Source organism: Pseudomonas sp. GW821-FHT01E05 (assembly GCF_059422425.1).
Genome location: NZ_JBWKWW010000003.1, coordinates 478,060 through 496,916 on the forward strand (window position 1 = coordinate 478,060; position 18,857 = coordinate 496,916).

Consider the following 18,857-nt stretch of genomic DNA (forward strand, 5'->3'; position numbering starts at 1 on the left):
CGTCGGGCTTTGCCGAGACCCTCCTCAGAAAGGAAGTACAACGCTTTGCCGTCATGGAGATATGCAGGCAAGCATTTGACGCTCAGGACATAACAAAAAAGGCAGTCAGCCATGTTCAAACAATCGAAAGTACGTCAGGCCGGGCTCATTCTATTCGCCACCACACTGATCCTCATCTTGCCGAACCTCACCAGAGTGATCGGCTAAAGGTGTGGCCGTTTTACAGCGCCGCATTACAATTGTGCCCCGGTTCACTACCGGGGCAGGCGCTTGTGTGCCAACCTTTGGGCAAGATCCGGAAGCTCAAGTGCGCCGTGGTCGATCACGTCTCCCCACCCCAGGACATCCTGCCGGGCGACGAAATTTCTGACGACATTACGGCGATCAATTGAAACCTTTCATTTTGCTTTGGGCCTTGCTGCTCAGCACGCCCCTGTACGCCGCACAACTGGTCCTGGACCTGGGTGCGGGTAGTCGAACCTGGCAAACCGAGGAATTGCTCAAGCACCCTCAAACCCGGACGATCAGAGTTTCTGACGATGTTTCCTACAAGCGAGAGATGAGCTATCGCGCCGTGCCTCTGTCGGCATTGCTGACTGGCATTAACGCTGACGACCATCTGCAAGCAGTAGCGCTTGACGGTTTTGCCGCCGAGCTGGCCGCCGCGCCGTTGCTCAATCGCGACGGTGCTCAGGCCTGGCTCGCGGTGGAAGACCCACAGAAACCCTGGCCGCCATTGGCCGAGGGCAAGCCAAGTGCCGGGCCGTTCTATCTGGTCTGGCTCAACCCGCAAGCCGGCCAGATCAGCCCTGAACAATGGCCCTTCCAGGTTGCCAGTATCAAAAAACTGGCCGCCGTTTCCGAGCGTTTCCCGGCCCTGCGCCCTGATCCGAAGCTGGTGCCCGGTGATCCGGTGAATCAGGGTTTTGCGTTGTTCCAGAAGAACTGTCTGGCCTGCCATCGTCTGAACGGCGCGGGTGACGCGCAGTTTGGTCCTGACCTGAATATCCCGTTCAACCCTACCGAATACTTCGGTGCCGACTTTCTCAAACGCTATATCCGCGATCCGCAAAGCCTGCGCCATTGGCCACAGGCGAAAATGCCCGGCTTCTCCGCAACCGTGCTACCGGATACGGAGCTGGACTTGTTGGTGGGGTATTTGAAGCATATGGCCGGACGTAAGCAGCAGCCATAATGGTTTGAGTCTTGTGTTGCCTGTTCCGGCCTCATCGCGAGCAAGCTCGCTCCTACAAGATAACGCGATGTAGGAGCGAGCTTGCTCGCGATGCGGTATCCCCTTTTATTGCTGCTGAACCGAAATAGTCGGCGTCGGTGAGACGAAGACTTTGGCGTGCATCTGCTCGCAACCACCGCCGCGGCGCATGCCACGTACCGGGCAGGCGTCCAGGTAGTCGAGGCCGACCGCCAGTTTCAAATGACGCTCGGGCCTGGCCAGTTGATTGGTCACATCAAAACTGTACCAGGCATCGTCGAGCCAGGCTTCGGCCCAGGCGTGGCTGGCCAGGTGTTCACTGTTCTCGCTGTACAGATAGCCCGACACATAGCGCGCAGGAATGCCCAGGCTACGCGTGCAGGCGAGAAACGCATGGGTATGGTCCTGACAGACCCCGGCACGTCCGGCGAAGGCCTCCGCGGCGCTGGTTTCGATTTCAGTGGAGCCTGGTGTATAGGTCATGTGCTGGTTAAGGCCGTGCATCAAGCCGATCAACCCGCTGCGATCACGGCGTGTGCGGCATTGCTTTTGGGCAAAGGCACGCAAGGCCTCATCCGCCTCGGTCAAGCGCGTGAAACGCAGGAATGGCAGCGCCGACTGGCTCTCATGTTCGGCTTCACGCTTTTCATCGATGTCCACTTGCCCACGGGCGCCGATGATGATCGCTTCATGCGGCTCGTCCATGGTCAACACATGCAGGATATTGCCGAACGGGTCCAATTGGGCACGCACCGGCCGCGGCAGCTCGAGCTGCCAACTGAGGACGTGCTGACGCTCGCTGTCGTGGGGGGTCAGACGTAAATACTGGATGCTCGCCCGCACCTGATCTTCGTAGTGATAGGTGGTCTCGTGGCTAATGGAAAGTCTCATGCAGCCTCCAGGTAGGAACTGTGAATAGCGTTGCCCAACTGGCGCACCAGCGGGATGAATTCGGTAAGCCAGGTGTGCAGGCCTTCGTCGAGGATTTCGTTGATGCCGGTGTAACGCAGACTCGCGTCTATCTCCGCCGCCAGGCGTTGCGCCGGTCGACCGTTGGTGCCCGGCAGACTGGCGAGGATCTGGTCGATCTCCTCGGTACAGGCACGCAGGGAACGCGGTACATCGGCCCGCAACAGCAACAGCTCGGCAACGTGACGCGCACCGGGCGCGTCGCGGTAGATCTCGGTATAGGCCTCGAACGAGGACAGCGCGCGCAGCAAAGCGCTCCACTGGTAGTAAGCGTGGGCGGTGCCGTCGCTGACCGCTTCGGCCTGATCGCCGGCCATTTCGTAACGAGCATCCAGCAAGCGCAGGGTGTTATCGGCCCGTTCGATAAACGTACCGAGGCGGATAAAACGAAATGCATCGTTACGCATGATGGTGCCGTAGGAAGCACCGCGAAACAGATGGGAACGCTCCTTGATCCACTCGCAAAAACGGCTCATGCCGTAGCGGCTAAGGCCTTGTTCGGCGATACCGCGAATCTCAAGCCAAGTGGCATTGATGTTTTCCCACATGTCGGCGGTGATTCGCCCACGTACCGCATGAGCACTGGCCCGTGCGGCACCCAGGCAGCTGTAGATGCTCGCAGGGTTGGCCGCGTCCAGCGCGAAAAAGTGCAGCAGCCGTTCAGCATGCAACGCACCGTGACGCTCCAGATAGTCATCCAGCGTACCGGTGATCATCAGCGGCATCGCCAGCTCATGCAAACCGTCACCACGGCCGTCCTGCGGCATCAACGACAGCGAATAACTGACATCGAGCATCCGTGCAAGGTTTTCCGCCCGCTCCAGGTAACGCGACATCCAATACAAATCCGAGGCAGTTCTACTTAACATGGCAGGCTTCCTTCAATCCTCGACCACCCAGGTGTCCTTGGTACCGCCACCCTGGGACGAATTCACCACCAGGGATCCTTCGCGCAGTGCGACGCGGGTCAGGCCGCCGGGCACTACCCGGGTTTCCCGGCCAGACAGGACAAACGGGCGCAGGTCGATATGGCGCGGGGCGATGCCGTTTTCGACAAACGTCGGGCAGGTCGACAGGCACAGGGTCGGTTGGGCGATGTAGGCGTGAGGCTTGGCTTTGATCCGCGCGCGGAACGACTCGATTTCCGCCGCCGTCGCCGCGGGCCCCACCAGCATTCCATAACCGCCGGAACCTTGAGTTTCCTTGACTACCAGTTCGGGAAGGTTCGCCAGCACGTGGGACAGCTCCTCGGGTTTGCGGCATTGCCAGGTGGGCACGTTCTTGAGGATCGGCTCCTCGTCCAGATAGAAACGGATCATGTCGGTGACAAACGGATAGACCGACTTGTCGTCTGCCACACCGGTGCCGATGGCATTCGCCAGCACTACATTGCCAGAGCGATAAGAGGACAACAGACCGGGCACGCCGAGCATCGAGTCGGGATTGAACGCCAAGGGGTCGAGGAATGCGTCATCGAGACGACGATAGATCACATCAACGGCCTTCGGCCCGTCGGTAGTGCGCATGAACACACGGTCATCACGCACGAACAGATCAGCCCCCTCGACCAGTTCGACGCCCATCTCCCGAGCCAGAAACGCGTGTTCGAAGAACGCGCTGTTAAAGCGTCCGGGAGTCAATACCACGACGCTGGGGTTCTCCAGCGGGCTGGAGCTTTTCAGGGTGTCGAGCAACAGGTTGGGGTAATGATCGATCGGCGCAATGCGCTGGGCAGCGAACAACTCGGGGAACAACCGCATCATCATCTTGCGGTCTTCGAGCATGTAGCTGACACCGCTGGGCGTGCGCAGGTTGTCTTCGAGCACGTAATAGGTGCCGTCGCCGTCACGCACCAGGTCGACGCCAGAAATATGCGAATAGATATCGCGGTGCAGATACAGCCCTTGCATGGCCAACTGATACTGCTCGTTGGCCAGCACTTGCTCGGCCGGGATGATGCCGGCCTTGATGATGCGCTGCTCGTGATAGAGGTCGGCGAGGAACATGTTCAACGCCTTGACCCGCTGGATGCAGCCACGTTCGACGATCCGCCATTCACTGGCGGGAATACTTCGGGGAATAGTGTCAAAGGGAATCAGGCGCTCTGTCCCCTGCTCATCACCATAGAGTGTGAAAGTAATACCGGCGCGATGAAATAGCAGATCGGCCTCGCGTCGCCGTTGTGCCAAAAGCTCGTCAGGCGTTTCGGCTAACCAACGGGCGAACTCCCGATAATGCGGACGGACCTGGCCGCCGGCATCATACATCTCATCAAAATAGGTGCGGATCATGCCGTACTCCTTGTCACCCGGACACCAAGGCTTCGCAAGGCCCGTGCCAGCGGCATAAACGCTTTAATATCAATCAGTTGGATAATAGCCCGGCAGGTGTCGCACCATTCCCGTGCAGCAAACGCCCCAACTCGATCGCTCCCGCTTCATTGCGAAGCAATGCCTATAGCTATCACCAGCATAGTCAGACTTGATTTCGCTGCACGCGTGAACCTCTGGATAATCCGCGATCTTTTGATCTTCCAACAGCCACAAACGAAATCGGCCGACCCTGAGGTCAGCCGATGCTGAGTGTTGATGCTGTTCATAGGTGTTATGCGAGTAACCCTCGTACCTCCTGCTTCACGCCCCAACCTTCGATAATCCCGCCCAGAGGCTCGACCACCGCCTCGAAATCCTGCTCGAAGTCACCGATGCCGCCGTAGGTGGCATACATCACCTTGCTTAGCTCCAGATGCCAGGCCCCGTCATCACGCACGCTGATCTGAGCATTCAATGACTCACCGCGAAAATGTCCTGCCGCCCTGCGCGCCCGCTCCTCATCCGGGAAAATGGCGTAGAACTCGATGGGATGGAATCGTGAAAAATCAAAACCGCCCTCTTTCATGCGGCGCAGCACGCTGCTGCTGATGTCTTCTTGATAGGCTGTGCTCATGAAACGTCCTCCTCAAATTGATGGATAGACTTTCCGTACTCCCTGCGCTCGCAACCACAATGGTGAAAGCGATACGACAATAAGATTGCCGCCGGGAAACAAGCATGTAGCTGACAAGAGACCAGACCTTAGCGATTCATTCGCTGATCTCGATTGCAGAGTAGCGCGAAGCCAGCCCCTGTGCCAGAGCCTCAAGAAGCCGGGGTGATATCGAGGATTTGAATGCTGTACTGATCTTTCAGGCTTTTGACCGTGGGGTCATCGATACGGCCTTCCAGATCATTGAGATCGAGCTCGGCCGGGACTGGCAGCAACTTTGCAAGTATCAAGTGCGCAGCCTGCTCCATGGTGGGTTCTTGCTCGCAGTCAAACTGCTCGACGGTTTGAACACCATGATCATCAACGAAAGTGACTTCCCACTTTTGCATTGGTGCCTCCTCGATAAAACCCATGGATGGGCTTACATCATCTCGACCTTTAGCAGTGAGCATCGTTCCACCCACAGCACTCAGAGACTTTGCATAAAGAAGGCCGCCAACAGGCGTAATGCCGGTCAGTTAAGGCAGTTGTAGGAGCGAGCTTGCTCCGGGCGGCGTTCCGACGATGGACTTAAGTGCGCCGCGTTTAGCCAGTAAACACGCGTTATCGTTAACGACCATCGCGAGCAAGCTCGCTCCTACAGTGGACCACATTCGCTTAACTGAACTGCATTACGCCAACAGGAGACCTTCTTTCAAAGAGCAACCGGTTCAAGACCTTATGGTTTTTCAGCGCGCTGTTTCAGCGCCTTCAAAGTGTTGAACGGGGCGTCAACGACGAACTTGTTGGCCAGCCACGACGGCACACTGCCGCCCGGTTCGGTGTGAACCTGGTAGGTCACTTCGATCTGATCTGCGCCTTTGGGTACGAACTTCCAGAAGCCTTGGACCTGAGCGACCCGCACGAAACCCTTTTCTTCAGGAATATACGTTGGCACACCTTCCAGTTTGCGGGTCAGGCTGCCATCGGCGCCTTCGACTGTGGTGACGTGCAGTACCGAATCGCGCGGGGTAACCGGCCAGGGCGGACTGAACTGAGTGTAGGTCCAGCTCTGATCGCCTTCGTGCTTGAGCAGTTTCTGCGATTTGCACTCATGAATCCAGGCGCACGCCCCTGAGACATCCTCTTGCAAGGCACGCAGTTTGGCGATGGAGGTCTTCATGATCGTCACGCCGCGATAGGCCTTGTATTGGGAGCCGGCGACTTCACTCAGGGAAATCTTGATCCCGTTTTCATCCTTGGCAGTCTGCCAATCTTCGGCCTGAGCCGTTGCGGCCAGCAGAACAGTCAAACCACACAGCACAGCCATTCGATGCAGCGAACCCATTGTCTTATTCCTTATTGTTGAAGTTCCGTACATTGAAAACACTAAGCCGCCGTCATTTGCTCCCACCAACCCAACAATTTGATAGCTTCTTCACGGCTGCTGCCGCACACCTCGACATCCGCCTGAAAAGCCGCGCAGACCGCCGGCCGCTCGGGCATCCCGAAGATGGCGCACAGGTGCTCGGCAGTAAGGTGCACGCAACGTTCTCCCGCGGCTTTGCCATTGGGCATGCCGGGGATCGGTGAACTGATGGAAGGGGCAATGCAACAGGCGCCACAGCCTTCACGGCAATTCATGACGAACAAACTCCTCGTGACGGCCAAAGTGTTTAATGACGAGCAATAGAGTACCCGCTAAAACAGCCGTTTGAAATTAGCCAGACCGTGGTTTTTTCACTCAAACAGCCGTGACTGACCAGTCTCCGACAAAGCGTCAAGACCGTGGGTCACAGCAAGGTGTTTGTACTTACTGTTTGAACTGGAAATCCAGCGCGGCACCTTCGACCTCGCGACGCTCTTCATTACGTAGCTGCAACCCCATTTCATTGTTGAGCAAGCGACCGTTGAGCTGAAACGGACTGTCCGACTTTGGTTTTGCGCCAAACAACTTTGGCAGTAACGGCTGACGCTTGGTCTGCAGCAGTGCACCCGGGGGCTGCAAATCCCTGACCATATCCTGCGGCAGGCTCAAGTCCAGATTGACCGCAGGCAACGGGGTTTGCACTACTTCACTTGCCGGCTTTGACTTGGAAGCGATGGGCGCACGCTTTTTGACAGGCGCGTGTTTTTTTACCGATGCAGGCTTCTGCGATTTCGCCGTGGAAGCAGCCACAACCGGCTGCTTGTCCTGGCTGGAAGCCGCCATCACCGTCACGTTATTGAAGACACTCAATAAGCAGACTAACAACCAACCAACAGGAAAAATCGCTTTCATAGGCACTACAGCACTAACGGCAGAGAGGGCATATGCTCGCTTGTTGAACGGTCCATGACAAGCTCCCGATAAGCCGACCACTCGACGGGACCTGGCCCCTGTCAGAAACCGCCCGCCGCCTCCTGACAAAGCTGACTTGCGAGCATGCCCAAGGTCATCAGCGTTCGCTCGGCCTCGCGGTTCCACGGAATGCCGCAGTTCAATCGAATGCAGTGATTGAACTGCTCGGTGTTACTGAAAATCAGCCCCGGCGCGATGCTGATGCCCTGTTGCAAGGCGCGCACATGCAGTTCTTGGGTATTGACCCGGCCAGGCAGGCTGACCCAGAGGATGAAGCCGCCGGTGGGTCGGGTCATCTGCGTGCCTTCCGGGAAATACTGCTGCACCGCCAGCTGGAAAGCACTGAGGTTCTTGCGGTACTCCTGACGGATATAGCGCAGATGGCGATCATAACCGCCGTTCTCCAGATAAGACGCGATCCCCATCTGCGTGACGCTGCACGCAGAATGGGTGCTGAAAGTCTGCAAACGCTGGATTTCCTGTTGGTACTTACCGGCGATCATCCAGCCGATCCGTACACCGGGTGACAAGGTCTTGGAAAAGCTCGAGCAGTAGATCACCCGATCCAGCCGGTCGTAGGCCTTCAGTGCCTTGGTACGGCCCTGCTCGAACATCAGTTCGCCGTAAATATCATCCTCGACAACCTGGATATCGAAATCCGATGCCAGACGCAGCAACTGCTTCTGCCGCTCCTCAGGCATGGTGCCGCCCAACGGGTTGCTCAGGCGCGTGGTCAGGACCAGGGCCTTGATCGACCACTGGTTCGCCGCCAATTGCAGCGCTTCAAGGCTCATGCCAATGGCAGGGTCGCTCGGGATCTCGATGACTTTCAGGCCCAGCAGATCGGCCAGTTGCAGCAGTCCGTAATAGGTCGGCGACTCAGCCGCGATCAGATCGCCTGGTCGGGTCAACACCCGCAACGACATCTGCAAGGCGTCGACGCAACCGTGGGTGATCACCACTTCCGATGGATCGACCACCACACCGGCATCACGCATACGAATCGCCACTTGTCGGCGTAACGGTTCAAAACCCGGACTAAACATGTAACTGAAGGCCCGCGGGCTATGAAAGCGCGTGACCTTGGCCAATTGCTGATGCAGAGCACGCACCGGCAGATAGTCGACACTCGGAACGGCGGCCCCCAGCGGAAACACGCCTTCGCGCCGCGACTCGACCAACACCTGCTGAATGATGCTGCTGCGAGTGACCAGACCTGGCCGCTCAACCCGGGCGATATCCGGGGTTGGCGCTGTCAGGGCCGGCGTCTGGTGCACGTAATAACCGGACTGCGGCCTGGCACGAATCAGCCCCTGGTCTTCGAGATTGGCGTAAGCCTGAAGCACCGTCGCATGGCTGACGTTGAGCTGCGAGCTCATCTTGCGTACCGAGGGCACGCGCTCGCCCGGCTGATAGACACCACGACGGATATCCTCAGCCAATTGCTGAGCGATACGTTGATAGAGCAAGAGATTGGTCATGACGCAGCACTCGATTTCACGGGCATTTTATTTTTGTGCAGAACAATACCGGAACAGTTTAGAAGTGTACGGGGACAGTTGCCACAATAGTTGACCGTACAGTGCAGTGTCAGCAAAAACTGTACTGTATTGCGAGCCAATTCGCAGGTACAAAAAAGCCCGGCACCTCAGGTTACCGGGCTTTCAGTGGCGAGGGTCTTAGCGGGAAGCGCCGAGCTGGCCTTTCTCGTCGGAGAACACAATTTCCACGCGGCGATTCTGCGCACGTCCGCGCTCGGAGGCGTTGGCCTCCACCGGATACTCATCGCCGTAGCCTTCGACCTGGATACGCTTGTCCTCGATACCCAGATCAATCAACACGTCGGCAACTGCTTGAGCACGATCGCGAGACAAACTGAGATTGTCCTGCTTGCCGCCGGTGCTGTCGGTATAGCCTTCAATCCGCACTACGCGCTTGGGATTGAGCTGGAGGAACTGAACGATTTTCAGCACCGTGCGATTGGCCGAGTTTTTCAAGTCCGCTTCGCCGGTATCGAACAACACATCCCCCAAGGTCATGACCAGACCGCGATCGGTCTGAGTCGTCGCCAGGCTGATGATCTGCTCTTCCAGCCATTTGCCCTGCTGCTGCACGCTGAGCAGCTTGGCCTCACGCAAGGCCAATTGCAGGCGCTGACGCTCCAGCTCAAGTTTCGCCGTGCGCTCCTGGTTCAGTATCTGTTCGCTGTGTTCTCGGGCAATTTCACTGTAGCGCTGGCTCAGGTAGGCGTAATGCGCTACATCCTTACCGCTGCCCCAGTAGCTCGACAGACGATCGGCGCGAGCCAGAGACTCACCGGCGCGAATCACGTCCTTGGGCGCGACGCGCAGCACATTCGAGTCTTCCTTGACCTTCTGGAAGTCGGCGCTGGCCTGGCGCAAAGCGGCGTCACTGTGCTGGCCGGCACAACCGTACAGGCTCGCGCAACCGGCCAATAGCAGACCACCGAATACTCTGGTCTTCAGGCTCATTGGGCATCTCCCAGTTGCTTGCGCAGGCGAGTGATACGGGTGTTGAGCACCTTCAGTTGTTCCTGGCTTTTCTGGGTCAGGACCCGTGCTTCAGCCAGACGGGCGTCCAGCTCAGCCTGTTCAGCTTGCATGCGCGCGTCCTTGAACGATTGGTGAACCATGTCAGCCTGAGCCTGGGTGAACTTGCCTTCAGCGAGTTTCAGCTCAGCGACGTCTTCAGTTGTCGCGCCCACGGCTTTGGCTTGTTCCAGGGCTTGCCCGGTCAAGCGCATCTGTTCATTCGGCGCCGGATCGGCTGCGCAACCGGCCAGAGCCAGAACGGCCAGGACAGCGAAAAGAGGTCGAATAGTCACTAGAAAATCCCAGGGTGCGTTCTTAATAAAGGGCGGATCGCGTTGATGCTGTGGTCGTGCCAGGCCAGGCGCGGGACGCAGGAAATGCTGTTCGCCTCTTCAAGTCCCGCAACGCAGCATGGCTCGACCACAGCTTCAACCCGAAGGGCCTGGCCCCTATGCTCATTGTTCCTGTCTCACCCCGATTTTGGCGGGGCGATGGCGCGACCGTCATTTATTGAGGACGCACCCTAAAGTTTTGGGCTGACGGGTTGCTGTAACTGTGCCTTCCAGCGCTCTAGATTGCGCTGCAGCACGGCTTCCGTCAGACCGGACGCGGGCAATTCTGTCATCTTTTTAGCCAACTGTCCGCGTAACCATGGGTCGTTGCAGGCAGAGTTATGGGAAACCGCGAGGAACAGGCCCGGTTTATCGATTGGTTGTGGATGGGCCGCCAGATCATTGGCCATCCCCAGAGTCTGGGCCGTCGCCATTCCTGCATAGCGTCCGGCAAGTACGTATTGCACCTCGCCTAAAAGCAGCTTCTGAAAGGCCTCGGTCAGGTTGGGCAGGCGCACAAGGCTCAACTGCGCCTTGGCGAACGCTTCAAACGGCTGGGTCAAACGGGCCTTTTCCGACACAGCGCCAGGATGACCGTGCAAGTCTTTCGCCTCGTTGTAGACCAGCACCGAATCCTTGCGAGTCCAGACCAGATAGTCGTTCTCCACCAACGGTGGATGAATGTAATCCAGCGTTTCCAGTTCATTCACCGTCAACGGTGCATCGGCGAGGATGTCCATACGTCCGCTGCGTACTTCATCCAGGGCTTGCGAGCGCAGGCCTGCGTACAGCAACTCGACCTTGAGCCCCAGCTCTCCCGCGATCTGTTGTAACAGATCGGCGCTGGCACCGATCAAGTGTGTCGGGTCTTGCGGGTCGCGCCACAGATACGGCGGTGCATCCGGGCTGCCGGTCACCACCAGGCGTTCGCATTTGCCTGCTGCGACCGACAGCACAGGCAAAACCGAAAGGCCCACCAGCAATGACAGGCCACTCCAGCGACGCAGATCCATGGCGAATTTCTCCCACTCAAATCAAAGACAATAAAAAGCCCGGCCAAAAGACCGGGCTCCTTATAAGTCAAGCCGCTGGATTAGACCAGCTTCTCAAACTCGGGGATGGCTTCGAACAAGTCCGCCACCAGGCCGTAATCGGCCACCTGGAAGATCGGCGCTTCTTCGTCCTTGTTGATCGCAACGATCACCTTGGAGTCTTTCATGCCGGCCAGGTGCTGGATCGCGCCGGAGATACCGACGGCGATGTACAGCTGTGGTGCAACGATCTTGCCGGTCTGACCGACCTGCATGTCGTTCGGTACGAAACCTGCGTCGACCGCAGCGCGGGAAGCGCCAACAGCAGCGCCCAGCTTGTCGGCCAGGGCGTACAGGTGCTTGAAGTTGTCGCCGTTCTGCATGCCGCGACCGCCGGAAACGACGATCTTGGCAGCGGTCAGTTCCGGACGATCGGACTTGGCCAGTTCTTCGCCAACGAAGCTGGAAGTGCCCGCGTCGTGAGCAGCCGCAACCGCTTCAACGGCAGCCGAACCACCTTCGGCGGCAACCGGGTCGAAACCGGTAGCACGCACGGTGATGACTTTTACCGACGCGTTGGACTGAACGGTAGCGATGGCGTTGCCGGCATAGATTGGGCGCTTGAAGGTGTCAGCGCTTTCAACCGAGATGATCTCGGAGATCTGGTCAACGTCCAGCTGCGCGGCAACGCGCGGCAGGATGTTTTTGCCGTTGGAGGTGGCGGCAGCCAGGATGTGGCTGTAGCCCTTGCCCAACTCCGCTACCAGCGGTGCAACGTTTTCTGGCAGTTGGTGTGCGTAGGCAGCGTTGTCGGCGACCAGCACTTTGGCCACGCCAGCGATTTTGGCGGCAGCTTCAGCTACAGCGCCAACGCCCTGACCGGCAACCAGAACGTGGATGTCACCACCGATTTTGGCGGCAGCCGCCACGGTGTTCAGCGTGGCCGGGGCCACTACTTTGTTGTCGTGTTCGGCGATTACCAAGATAGTCATGATCAGATTACCTTCGCTTCGTTTTTCAGTTTCTCGACCAGTTCAGCCACCGACTTGACCTTGATGCCTGCGCTGCGTGCAGCCGGCGCTTCGACTTTCAGGGTTTTGTTGGTGGAGGCGGTGGAAACGCCCAAAGCGTCAGGAGTCAGCACTTCAAGCGGCTTCTTCTTGGCTTTCATGATGTTTGGCAGGGACGCATAGCGCGGCTCGTTCAAACGCAGGTCGGTGGTGACAATGGCCGGCAGTTTCAGCGAAACGGTCTGTGCACCGCCGTCGATTTCACGGGTCACGGCAACGTTGTCGCCAGTGACTTCGACTTTCGAGGCGAAGGTGCCCTGACCGTAACCGCTCAGTGCAGCGAGCATCTGGCCAGTCTGGTTGTTGTCGCTGTCGATGGCTTGTTTGCCAAGGATCACCAGCTGAGGCTGTTCCTTGTCGACAACAGCCTTGAGCAGCTTGGCAACGGCCAGGGAAGTCAGGTCTTCGGCGGATTCGACGAGGATGGCGCGGTCGGCACCCAGAGCCAGCGCGGTGCGCAGTTGCTCTTGAGCGGTGGACGGGCCGATGGAGACGACGACGATTTCAGTCGCAACACCTTTCTCTTTCAGGCGTACGGCTTCTTCCACTGCGATTTCGCAGAAAGGGTTCATCGACATCTTGACGTTAGCGAGATCGACGCCGGAGTTGTCCGCTTTGACGCGAACCTTGACGTTATAGTCGACCACTCGTTTGACAGCTACAAGAACCTTCATGGATTCCTCGTTACTCTCCGGTGAAAAGAAAGTCGCCTAGGCGAACCTGGCGGTTGATGCTCATCGGGCACAAGGGCACCTCTAAAAACGCCGGCATTTGTAATGGTGACCCAGCTCACGAAGCGTGATGACCGTTCGTCAGTGGTGACTAACGAGTCATTCTGTGTCGCGACGTGTAAACTTCGCGCCAAACCTGCGCTGCGCGTCACCTTGTACTGCCTTCGCCCTGTCTTTAGAGGTGCTCTTGAAACCAACAGTCAGCCTACGGCGAGCGCAAAACCGCCCGTATCTTGACCGGAACACCTATTCCGGTCAATACGCCAAAATGGCCAGTCATAAGCCGCGCTTCTTTGATTTCTCTGGGCTGGAGCAAATTCAAACAAACGTTTGTATTGGACGCTAAGAGTGGTGTAGATATAATGCGCCGCCTAGAGAGAAAGGTGGCTCATCGATTGTCCTCTCCCAGCGTTGTGCAGGGATTCATGGATGCGACACCAAACCTCCAATTAGAAAAAAAACTGTTGAGCCTTGAGTAGGAGATAACCTGTGGAACGCGAATACATGGAATTCGACGTGGTCATCGTCGGTGCCGGCCCCGCTGGTCTTTCCGCCGCCTGCCGATTGAAGCAGAAGGCCACCGAAGCCGGTAAGGAAATTAGCGTCTGCGTGGTCGAAAAAGGCTCCGAAGTCGGCGCTCACATTCTGTCTGGCGCGGTGTTCGAACCTCGGGCGCTGAACGAACTGTTCCCGGACTGGAAAGAACTCGGCGCACCGCTGAACACTCCGGTCACTCGCGATGACATCTTCGTTCTGAAGAACGCCGATGGCGCGATCAAGATTCCAGACCTCTTTGTGCCCAAGACCATGCACAACGAAGGCAACTACATCATCTCCCTGGGCAACCTGTGCCGCTGGTTGGCCCAGCAGGCCGAGAACCTGGGCGTAGAGATCTACCCAGGCTTCGCCGCTCAGGAAGCACTGTTCGACGAAAACGGCGTGGTTCGCGGGATCATCACCGGTGACCTCGGCGTTGACCGTGAAGGCAATCCGAAAGAAGGCCTGTACACCCCCGGCATGGAACTGCGTGGCAAGTACACGCTGTTCGCCGAAGGCTGCCGTGGCCATATCGGCAAGCAACTGATCAAGCGCTTCAACCTCGACACCGATGCCGACGCCCAGCACTACGGCATCGGCCTGAAAGAAATCTGGGAAATCGATCCGGCCAAGCATCAGCCAGGCCTGGTGGTGCACACTGCCGGTTGGCCGCTGGACATCATGGGCACCGAAAACACCGGTGGCTCGTTCCTCTATCACCTGGAAAACAACCAGGTTGTAGTCGGCCTGATCGTCGACCTGTCCTACAGCAACACTTACCTGTCGCCGTTCGACGAGTTCCAGCGCCTCAAGCATCACCCGGTGCTCAAGCAGTACCTGGAAGGTGGCAAGCGCATCAGCTACGGCGCCCGCGCCATCTGCAAAGGCGGCCTGAACTCGCTGCCGAAGATGGTCTTCAAGGGCGGCGCACTGATCGGTTGCGACCTCGGCACCCTGAACTTCGCCAAGATCAAAGGCAGTCACACCGCGATGAAGTCCGGCATGCTCGCCGCTGACGCCGTGGCCGACGCCCTGTTCGCAGGTTCCGAAGGCGCTGATGAACTGAACAGCTACGTTGAATCGTTCAAAGCCAGCTGGCTCTACGAAGAACTGTTCGCCAGCCGCAACTTCGGCCCGGCGATCCACAAGTACGGCGCTATCGTCGGCGGTGGTTTCAACTGGCTCGACCAGAACATCTTCGGCGGCAAACTGCCGTTCACCTTGCACGACACCAAGCCGGACTACGCTTGCCTCAAGCTCGCGGCCGACAGCAAGAAGATCGACTACCCGAAACCGGACGGCAAACTCAGCTTCGACAAACTCAGCTCGGTGTTCATCTCTGGTACTAACCATGAAGAAGAGCAGCCGTGCCATCTGAAGCTGGCCGACCTGAGCATTCCGATCAACAAAAACCTGCCGCTGTACGACGAACCGGCGCAGCGCTACTGCCCGGCCGGCGTCTATGAAGTGATCACCAAGGAAGACGGTGAGAAGCGCTTCCAGATCAACGCCCAGAACTGCGTGCACTGCAAGACCTGTGACATCAAGGACCCTTCGCAGAACATCACCTGGGTTGCGCCGGAAGGCGCGGGTGGGCCGACTTACCCGAATATGTAAGTCAAATGGCCAAACATCAAGGCTCCCGAAATGGGGGCCTTTTTGTTGCCTGGAGAAAACACACCGCCCCTTGTAGCAGCTGGCGAAGCCTGCGTTCGGCGGCGCAGCCGTCGTAAACCCGCCGTACGCGGATTATCTGGAAGACCGAAGTGGCTGATTTCACGACGGCTGCGTCCGAACGCAGCCCGCACCGAACGCAGGCTTCGCCAGCTGCTACGGAGACCTCGCGGCGCCTGAAATCTAAGCCACCCGCTCATCCCCCGGATTACGCTCAAAGTAGCGCTTGTACTCGCGACTGAATTGCGACGTGCTCTGATAACCCACCCGATGCGCAACCTGCGCCACTCCCAGCCCTTCCGACAGCAACAACTGCTGCGCCTTGAGCAAACGCAAGCGCTTCAAATACTGCACCGGCGACAACAAGGTGCTGCGCTTGAAATGCTCATGAAAGGTCGACGTACTCATGTTCGCGCAACTGGCCAGCGTCTCGACGTTCAGCGTCTCGGTGAAGTGCGCATGCAAATGACTCAAGGACGCCGCAATCCGGGCAAATTGTCCCTGTTGCTCGACCAACGCCCGCAGCACATCAGCCTGCGGACCGCGTAACGCCACGAACAACAACTCACGCAACCGCGCCTGCCCCATGACCTGACACTCCAGCGGATCGTGCAGGCAGTGCAACAAGCGCTCGACACAGCCACGCATGCCGTCATCGAGTACCGCCGAGGTCATGGATTCGGGGGTTTGCGCAGGCGTATTGCGCCCATGCACCAACCCCATAGCCAACACCAGTTCGCCCAAAAGCGCGCGGTCGATGGCAATCGAAACCCCGAGCAATGGCGCATCAGCCATGGCAAACGTTTCGCATTCGAAAGGCACCGGCAGTGCCTGAATCAGGTAATGCCCGGCACCGTATTCCAGCGTACGCGCGCCCAGATAGGCGACTTTGCTGCCTTGGGCAATGATCATCAGGCTCGGCTCATAGATCTGCGGGCCACGCGCCACATCGCAACTGGCTCTGAGTACATGCACGCCGGGCAAGCGTGTCGGCACGAAACCATCACGGGTCGCCAACGGCTGAATCAGCGCAACCAACGCGGCATTGGCATCGAGATGACGGGTCAACAACATGGCAAAAACTTCACGAAAAAAGGGATGAAAGCATCATCGCAGGTCTGAGCGCCAATGCGACCTATCCACCGAGGATGCCGGAGGAATAGGCATAAGACGCGGAGGAATCGTCATGGCCGGTGAGGCGGACGGCGCGGAAAATCCCCCACCTCCCCCGTCACTGCTTTTGCGAGGTTCACCATGTATACCGCCATCGGTTACGCCGCCCAGTCAGCCACCACTCCCCTAGCCCCGATGACCTTCGAACGTCGCAGCCCGCGTGCCGACGACGTAGCGATCGAGATTCTCTACTGCGGCGTCTGCCACTCCGACATCCACCAGGCCCGCAACGAATGGGGCATCGCCGTTTACCCACTGATGCCCGGCCACGAAATTGTCGGCAAAGTCACCGCCATCGGCGCCAATGTCACCGCCCACAAGGTGGGTGATCTGGTCGGTGTCGGCTGCATGGTCGACTCGTGCCGTCACTGCGAAGCCTGCCATGCCGACCTCGAGCAATATTGCCTCGAAGGTCCGACCCTGACCTACGCGACCCCGGACCGGGTCGACGGCAGCAACACCATGGGCGGTTACTCCGACAGCATCGTAGTCAGCGAGCACTTCGTCGTACGTATCCCCGAGACACTCGACCCGGCCAGCGCTGCGCCGATTCTCTGCGCGGGCATCACCACCTACTCACCGCTCAAACACTACGGCGTGAAAGCCGGCGACAAAGTGGGGATTCTCGGCATGGGCGGCCTCGGTCACATGGGCATCAAGTTTGCCAAAGCCATGGGCGCTGAAGTGACGTTGTTCACCCGCTCAGCGAGCAAGGCCGAAGAAGGTCGTCGCCAGGGTGCGGACCACGTAATCGTCTCCACCGACGCCGAACAGATGAAGGCCGCAGCCGGACAGTTCAACTTTTTGCTCGACACCATTCCGGTGCAGCACGATCTCAACCCCTACCTCGATACGCTGCGCTTCGACGGCGTGCACATCCTCGTCGGCCTGATCGAGCCGATCGATCCGCCCATCCACGCCGCCAAACTGGTACTGGGTCGTCGAGTGCTGGCCGGCTCGTTGATTGGTGGTATCGCAGAAACCCAGGAAGTGCTGGATTTCTGCGCCGAGCACAACATCACCTGCAACATCGAAATGCTCGACATACGCCAGATCAACGAGGCTTACAGCCGCATGATCGCCGGTGACGTGAAGTACCGCTTCGTCATCGACATGGCGACCTTGAAGGTCTGATCAGACGTTAGCGGCTTATACCTTACCCCCTAACTCTACCGATAGCCGAGCCGTGCCCCCTTTGATCAGGGGAATCAGCTCGGCCATTTTTTCCAGCGGCATGTATGGCACCGTGCTGGCGGTGCTTTGGCTGGGCACGAAGACCTCATCGGCGAAACGGCCCGCTCAAACAACCCACAGGGACGCTGGTCGAGCCGGCCTTCTACGCCGAGCGCAGAGGGGACTATCGTTCACTGCCTTTGATACAGCCGTTTTTTTGAGGGTGCACCAAACGCCTAGACCCAACCACCATCGACGATGAAGTTTTGCGCCGAACACATGGAAGACGCCTCGGAGGCCAGGAAAAGCGCCATGTTTGCTATATGGAAAGGTTCCACGTTACCCGGCAGGCATTGGCTGCGGCTAATCAACTCCCTGGCGGCATCGTCAACCCAGAACGCGAGCTGCTTTTCTGTCATCACCCATCCTGGAACCAGGGTGTTGACCCTGATACGCCATGGCCCCAACTCCCGTGCCAACGCCCTGGTCATGCCGTGGGTTGCCGCTTTACTGGCCGCGTAGACCGGGTATCCACTGGAGGCCATCATCCAGCCAATGGAGCCCAGATTGATGATCGCGCCCTCCCCGGCGGCCTTCATCATGGGGACCACCGCCCGGGCGGCAAAAAAAGCATGCTTCAAATTGACGGAAATCAGTTTGTCGAAAGTCTCCGAGTCAACTTCATCCAAGGTGTGCCTGACATCATTGGCGGCATTGTTCACCAGGACATTCACAGGCCCCAGGGTCTGCGCAAAGCGTCCAATCGCCTCCTTATAAGCGCTCTCGTCAGTGATATCACAGTGAGCGAACTCGACCCTATGGCCCTCAGCCAACAATTGGGCCGCCAACTGCTCACCTTGGCTTTTGGCCATGTCCACGAACGCAACCTTTGCTCCCTGCCGGGCAAAAGCGCAAACCATGGCCTCACCGATCCCCGAGGCACCGCCGGAAATCAATACGGTTTTATCTTTGAGGTCGGTGTACACGGCCGGCACGCCGGCGCCCGTTTCATTAGTCATATGACGGTTACTCCACAGTAGGCACTTCGATTCAAGCAGCGGGACTCATGGTGCGCTCGGGCACTCATGGATCATTTT

General features: G+C 58.2%; 19 protein-coding genes and 1 pseudogene. 3 read left to right on the forward strand and 17 right to left on the reverse strand.

Features of this window, described 5'->3' with window-relative positions; all coding sequences use genetic code 11:
• Positions 1-388: 388 nt before the first annotated feature.
• On the forward strand, positions 389-1,195 hold the full coding sequence (locus tag AC07W5_RS08765; RefSeq protein WP_494993954.1) for a c-type cytochrome: 807 nt from the start codon (positions 389-391) through the stop codon (positions 1,193-1,195).
• Between the two features lie 105 nt (positions 1,196-1,300).
• On the opposite strand, the gene AC07W5_RS08770 is transcribed toward AC07W5_RS08765, so the two are convergent.
• From AC07W5_RS08770 to AC07W5_RS08835, 14 genes are all read right to left on the reverse strand, one after another.
• Entirely contained in the window at positions 1,301-2,104 is an 804-nt protein-coding gene (locus AC07W5_RS08770) for a transglutaminase family protein (protein WP_495023183.1), read from the reverse strand.
• The gene (locus AC07W5_RS08775) at positions 2,101-3,051 is read right to left on the reverse strand and encodes an alpha-E domain-containing protein (protein WP_494993956.1); all 951 of its coding nucleotides are present in this window, start codon (positions 3,049-3,051) and stop codon (positions 2,101-2,103) included. The genes AC07W5_RS08770 and AC07W5_RS08775 overlap by 4 nt, the downstream gene beginning before the upstream one ends.
• Positions 3,052-3,063: 12 nt before the next feature.
• The gene (locus AC07W5_RS08780) at positions 3,064-4,473 is read right to left on the reverse strand and encodes a circularly permuted type 2 ATP-grasp protein (protein WP_494993957.1); all 1,410 of its coding nucleotides are present in this window, start codon (positions 4,471-4,473) and stop codon (positions 3,064-3,066) included.
• A gap of 313 nt (positions 4,474-4,786) precedes the next feature.
• The gene (locus AC07W5_RS08785; RefSeq protein WP_493061445.1) at positions 4,787-5,128 is read right to left on the reverse strand and encodes a ribonuclease E inhibitor RraB; all 342 of its coding nucleotides are present in this window, start codon (positions 5,126-5,128) and stop codon (positions 4,787-4,789) included.
• Positions 5,129-5,319: 191 nt separating this feature from the next.
• Positions 5,320-5,580 carry a hypothetical protein gene (locus tag AC07W5_RS08790; RefSeq protein WP_494994080.1) on the reverse strand — a complete coding sequence of 87 codons (261 nt, stop codon included), beginning with the start codon at positions 5,578-5,580 and terminating at the stop codon, positions 5,320-5,322.
• 305 nt (positions 5,581-5,885) lie between these two features.
• On the reverse strand, positions 5,886-6,494 hold the full coding sequence (locus AC07W5_RS08795; RefSeq protein WP_494993959.1) for an START domain-containing protein: 609 nt from the start codon (positions 6,492-6,494) through the stop codon (positions 5,886-5,888).
• 41 nt (positions 6,495-6,535) lie between these two features.
• Positions 6,536-6,790 carry a YkgJ family cysteine cluster protein gene (locus tag AC07W5_RS08800; protein WP_495010697.1) on the reverse strand — a complete coding sequence of 85 codons (255 nt, stop codon included), beginning with the start codon at positions 6,788-6,790 and terminating at the stop codon, positions 6,536-6,538.
• A gap of 169 nt (positions 6,791-6,959) precedes the next feature.
• Complete coding sequence (locus tag AC07W5_RS08805; RefSeq protein WP_495023231.1) at positions 6,960-7,427, reverse strand: translation initiation factor 2; 468 nt, start codon at positions 7,425-7,427, stop codon at positions 6,960-6,962.
• 101 nt (positions 7,428-7,528) lie between these two features.
• Entirely contained in the window at positions 7,529-8,968 is a 1,440-nt protein-coding gene (locus AC07W5_RS08810) for an aminotransferase-like domain-containing protein (RefSeq protein ID WP_494993962.1), read from the reverse strand.
• A 198-nt stretch (positions 8,969-9,166) separates the two neighbouring features.
• On the reverse strand, positions 9,167-9,979 hold the full coding sequence (locus AC07W5_RS08815; RefSeq protein ID WP_494993963.1) for an OmpA family protein: 813 nt from the start codon (positions 9,977-9,979) through the stop codon (positions 9,167-9,169).
• On the reverse strand, positions 9,976-10,332 hold the full coding sequence (locus tag AC07W5_RS08820) for a DUF4398 domain-containing protein (protein WP_494993964.1): 357 nt from the start codon (positions 10,330-10,332) through the stop codon (positions 9,976-9,978). The genes AC07W5_RS08815 and AC07W5_RS08820 overlap by 4 nt, the downstream gene beginning before the upstream one ends.
• A 230-nt stretch (positions 10,333-10,562) precedes the next feature.
• On the reverse strand, positions 10,563-11,384 hold the full coding sequence (locus AC07W5_RS08825; protein WP_495023184.1) for a substrate-binding periplasmic protein: 822 nt from the start codon (positions 11,382-11,384) through the stop codon (positions 10,563-10,565).
• Positions 11,385-11,464: 80 nt separating this feature from the next.
• Positions 11,465-12,394: an electron transfer flavoprotein subunit alpha/FixB family protein gene (locus AC07W5_RS08830; RefSeq protein ID WP_477768316.1), complete on the reverse strand. Its 930-nt coding sequence runs from the start codon at positions 12,392-12,394 to the stop codon at positions 11,465-11,467.
• Positions 12,395-12,396: 2 nt separating this feature from the next.
• The gene (locus AC07W5_RS08835; RefSeq protein ID WP_477768317.1) at positions 12,397-13,146 is read right to left on the reverse strand and encodes an electron transfer flavoprotein subunit beta/FixA family protein; all 750 of its coding nucleotides are present in this window, start codon (positions 13,144-13,146) and stop codon (positions 12,397-12,399) included.
• 546 nt (positions 13,147-13,692) lie between these two features.
• Here AC07W5_RS08835 and AC07W5_RS08840 point away from each other — a divergent pair.
• Positions 13,693-15,357 (forward strand): electron transfer flavoprotein-ubiquinone oxidoreductase, encoded by a 1,665-nt coding sequence (locus AC07W5_RS08840; RefSeq protein WP_495023185.1) that lies wholly within the window; start codon positions 13,693-13,695, stop codon positions 15,355-15,357.
• 240 nt (positions 15,358-15,597) lie between these two features.
• Here AC07W5_RS08840 and AC07W5_RS08845 read toward each other — a convergent pair whose 3' ends face one another.
• Entirely contained in the window at positions 15,598-16,488 is an 891-nt protein-coding gene (locus AC07W5_RS08845) for an AraC family transcriptional regulator (RefSeq protein WP_495023186.1), read from the reverse strand.
• Between the two features lie 180 nt (positions 16,489-16,668).
• Between AC07W5_RS08845 and AC07W5_RS08850 the strand changes: the two genes are divergently transcribed.
• Positions 16,669-17,721, forward strand: coding sequence for an NAD(P)-dependent alcohol dehydrogenase (locus AC07W5_RS08850; protein WP_495023187.1), 1,053 nt, complete (start codon positions 16,669-16,671; stop codon positions 17,719-17,721).
• A gap of 15 nt (positions 17,722-17,736) precedes the next feature.
• On the opposite strand, the pseudogene AC07W5_RS08855 reads toward AC07W5_RS08850, so the two are convergent.
• Positions 17,737-17,850: pseudogene (locus AC07W5_RS08855) on the reverse strand (IclR family transcriptional regulator); the annotation flags it as partial.
• A gap of 146 nt (positions 17,851-17,996) precedes the next feature.
• Positions 17,997-18,779: an SDR family NAD(P)-dependent oxidoreductase gene (locus AC07W5_RS08860; RefSeq protein ID WP_494993969.1), complete on the reverse strand. Its 783-nt coding sequence runs from the start codon at positions 18,777-18,779 to the stop codon at positions 17,997-17,999.
• Positions 18,780-18,857: the final 78 nt, after the last annotated feature.

Excerpts from the sequence above, each read along its gene's own strand:
- AC07W5_RS08770 (WP_495023183.1), bottom strand. The coding sequence starts at position 2,104 with ATGAGACTTTCCATTAGCCACGAGACCACCTATCACTACGAAGATCAG.
- AC07W5_RS08775 (WP_494993956.1), bottom strand. The coding sequence starts at position 3,051 with ATGTTAAGTAGAACTGCCTCGGATTTGTATTGGATGTCGCGTTACCTG.
- AC07W5_RS08780 (WP_494993957.1), bottom strand. The coding sequence starts at position 4,473 with ATGATCCGCACCTATTTTGATGAGATGTATGATGCCGGCGGCCAGGTC.
- AC07W5_RS08785 (WP_493061445.1), bottom strand. The coding sequence starts at position 5,128 with ATGAGCACAGCCTATCAAGAAGACATCAGCAGCAGCGTGCTGCGCCGC.
- AC07W5_RS08790 (WP_494994080.1), bottom strand. The coding sequence starts at position 5,580 with ATGGGTTTTATCGAGGAGGCACCAATGCAAAAGTGGGAAGTCACTTTC.
- AC07W5_RS08795 (WP_494993959.1), bottom strand. The coding sequence starts at position 6,494 with ATGGGTTCGCTGCATCGAATGGCTGTGCTGTGTGGTTTGACTGTTCTG.
- AC07W5_RS08800 (WP_495010697.1), bottom strand. The coding sequence starts at position 6,790 with ATGAATTGCCGTGAAGGCTGTGGCGCCTGTTGCATTGCCCCTTCCATC.
- AC07W5_RS08805 (WP_495023231.1), bottom strand. The coding sequence starts at position 7,427 with ATGAAAGCGATTTTTCCTGTTGGTTGGTTGTTAGTCTGCTTATTGAGT.
- AC07W5_RS08810 (WP_494993962.1), bottom strand. The coding sequence starts at position 8,968 with ATGACCAATCTCTTGCTCTATCAACGTATCGCTCAGCAATTGGCTGAG.
- AC07W5_RS08815 (WP_494993963.1), bottom strand. The coding sequence starts at position 9,979 with ATGAGCCTGAAGACCAGAGTATTCGGTGGTCTGCTATTGGCCGGTTGC.
- AC07W5_RS08825 (WP_495023184.1), bottom strand. The coding sequence starts at position 11,384 with ATGGATCTGCGTCGCTGGAGTGGCCTGTCATTGCTGGTGGGCCTTTCG.
- AC07W5_RS08830 (WP_477768316.1), bottom strand. The coding sequence starts at position 12,394 with ATGACTATCTTGGTAATCGCCGAACACGACAACAAAGTAGTGGCCCCG.
- AC07W5_RS08835 (WP_477768317.1), bottom strand. The coding sequence starts at position 13,146 with ATGAAGGTTCTTGTAGCTGTCAAACGAGTGGTCGACTATAACGTCAAG.
- AC07W5_RS08845 (WP_495023186.1), bottom strand. The coding sequence starts at position 16,488 with ATGTTGTTGACCCGTCATCTCGATGCCAATGCCGCGTTGGTTGCGCTG.
- AC07W5_RS08850 (WP_495023187.1), top strand. The coding sequence starts at position 16,669 with ATGTATACCGCCATCGGTTACGCCGCCCAGTCAGCCACCACTCCCCTA.
- AC07W5_RS08860 (WP_494993969.1), bottom strand. The coding sequence starts at position 18,779 with ATGACTAATGAAACGGGCGCCGGCGTGCCGGCCGTGTACACCGACCTC.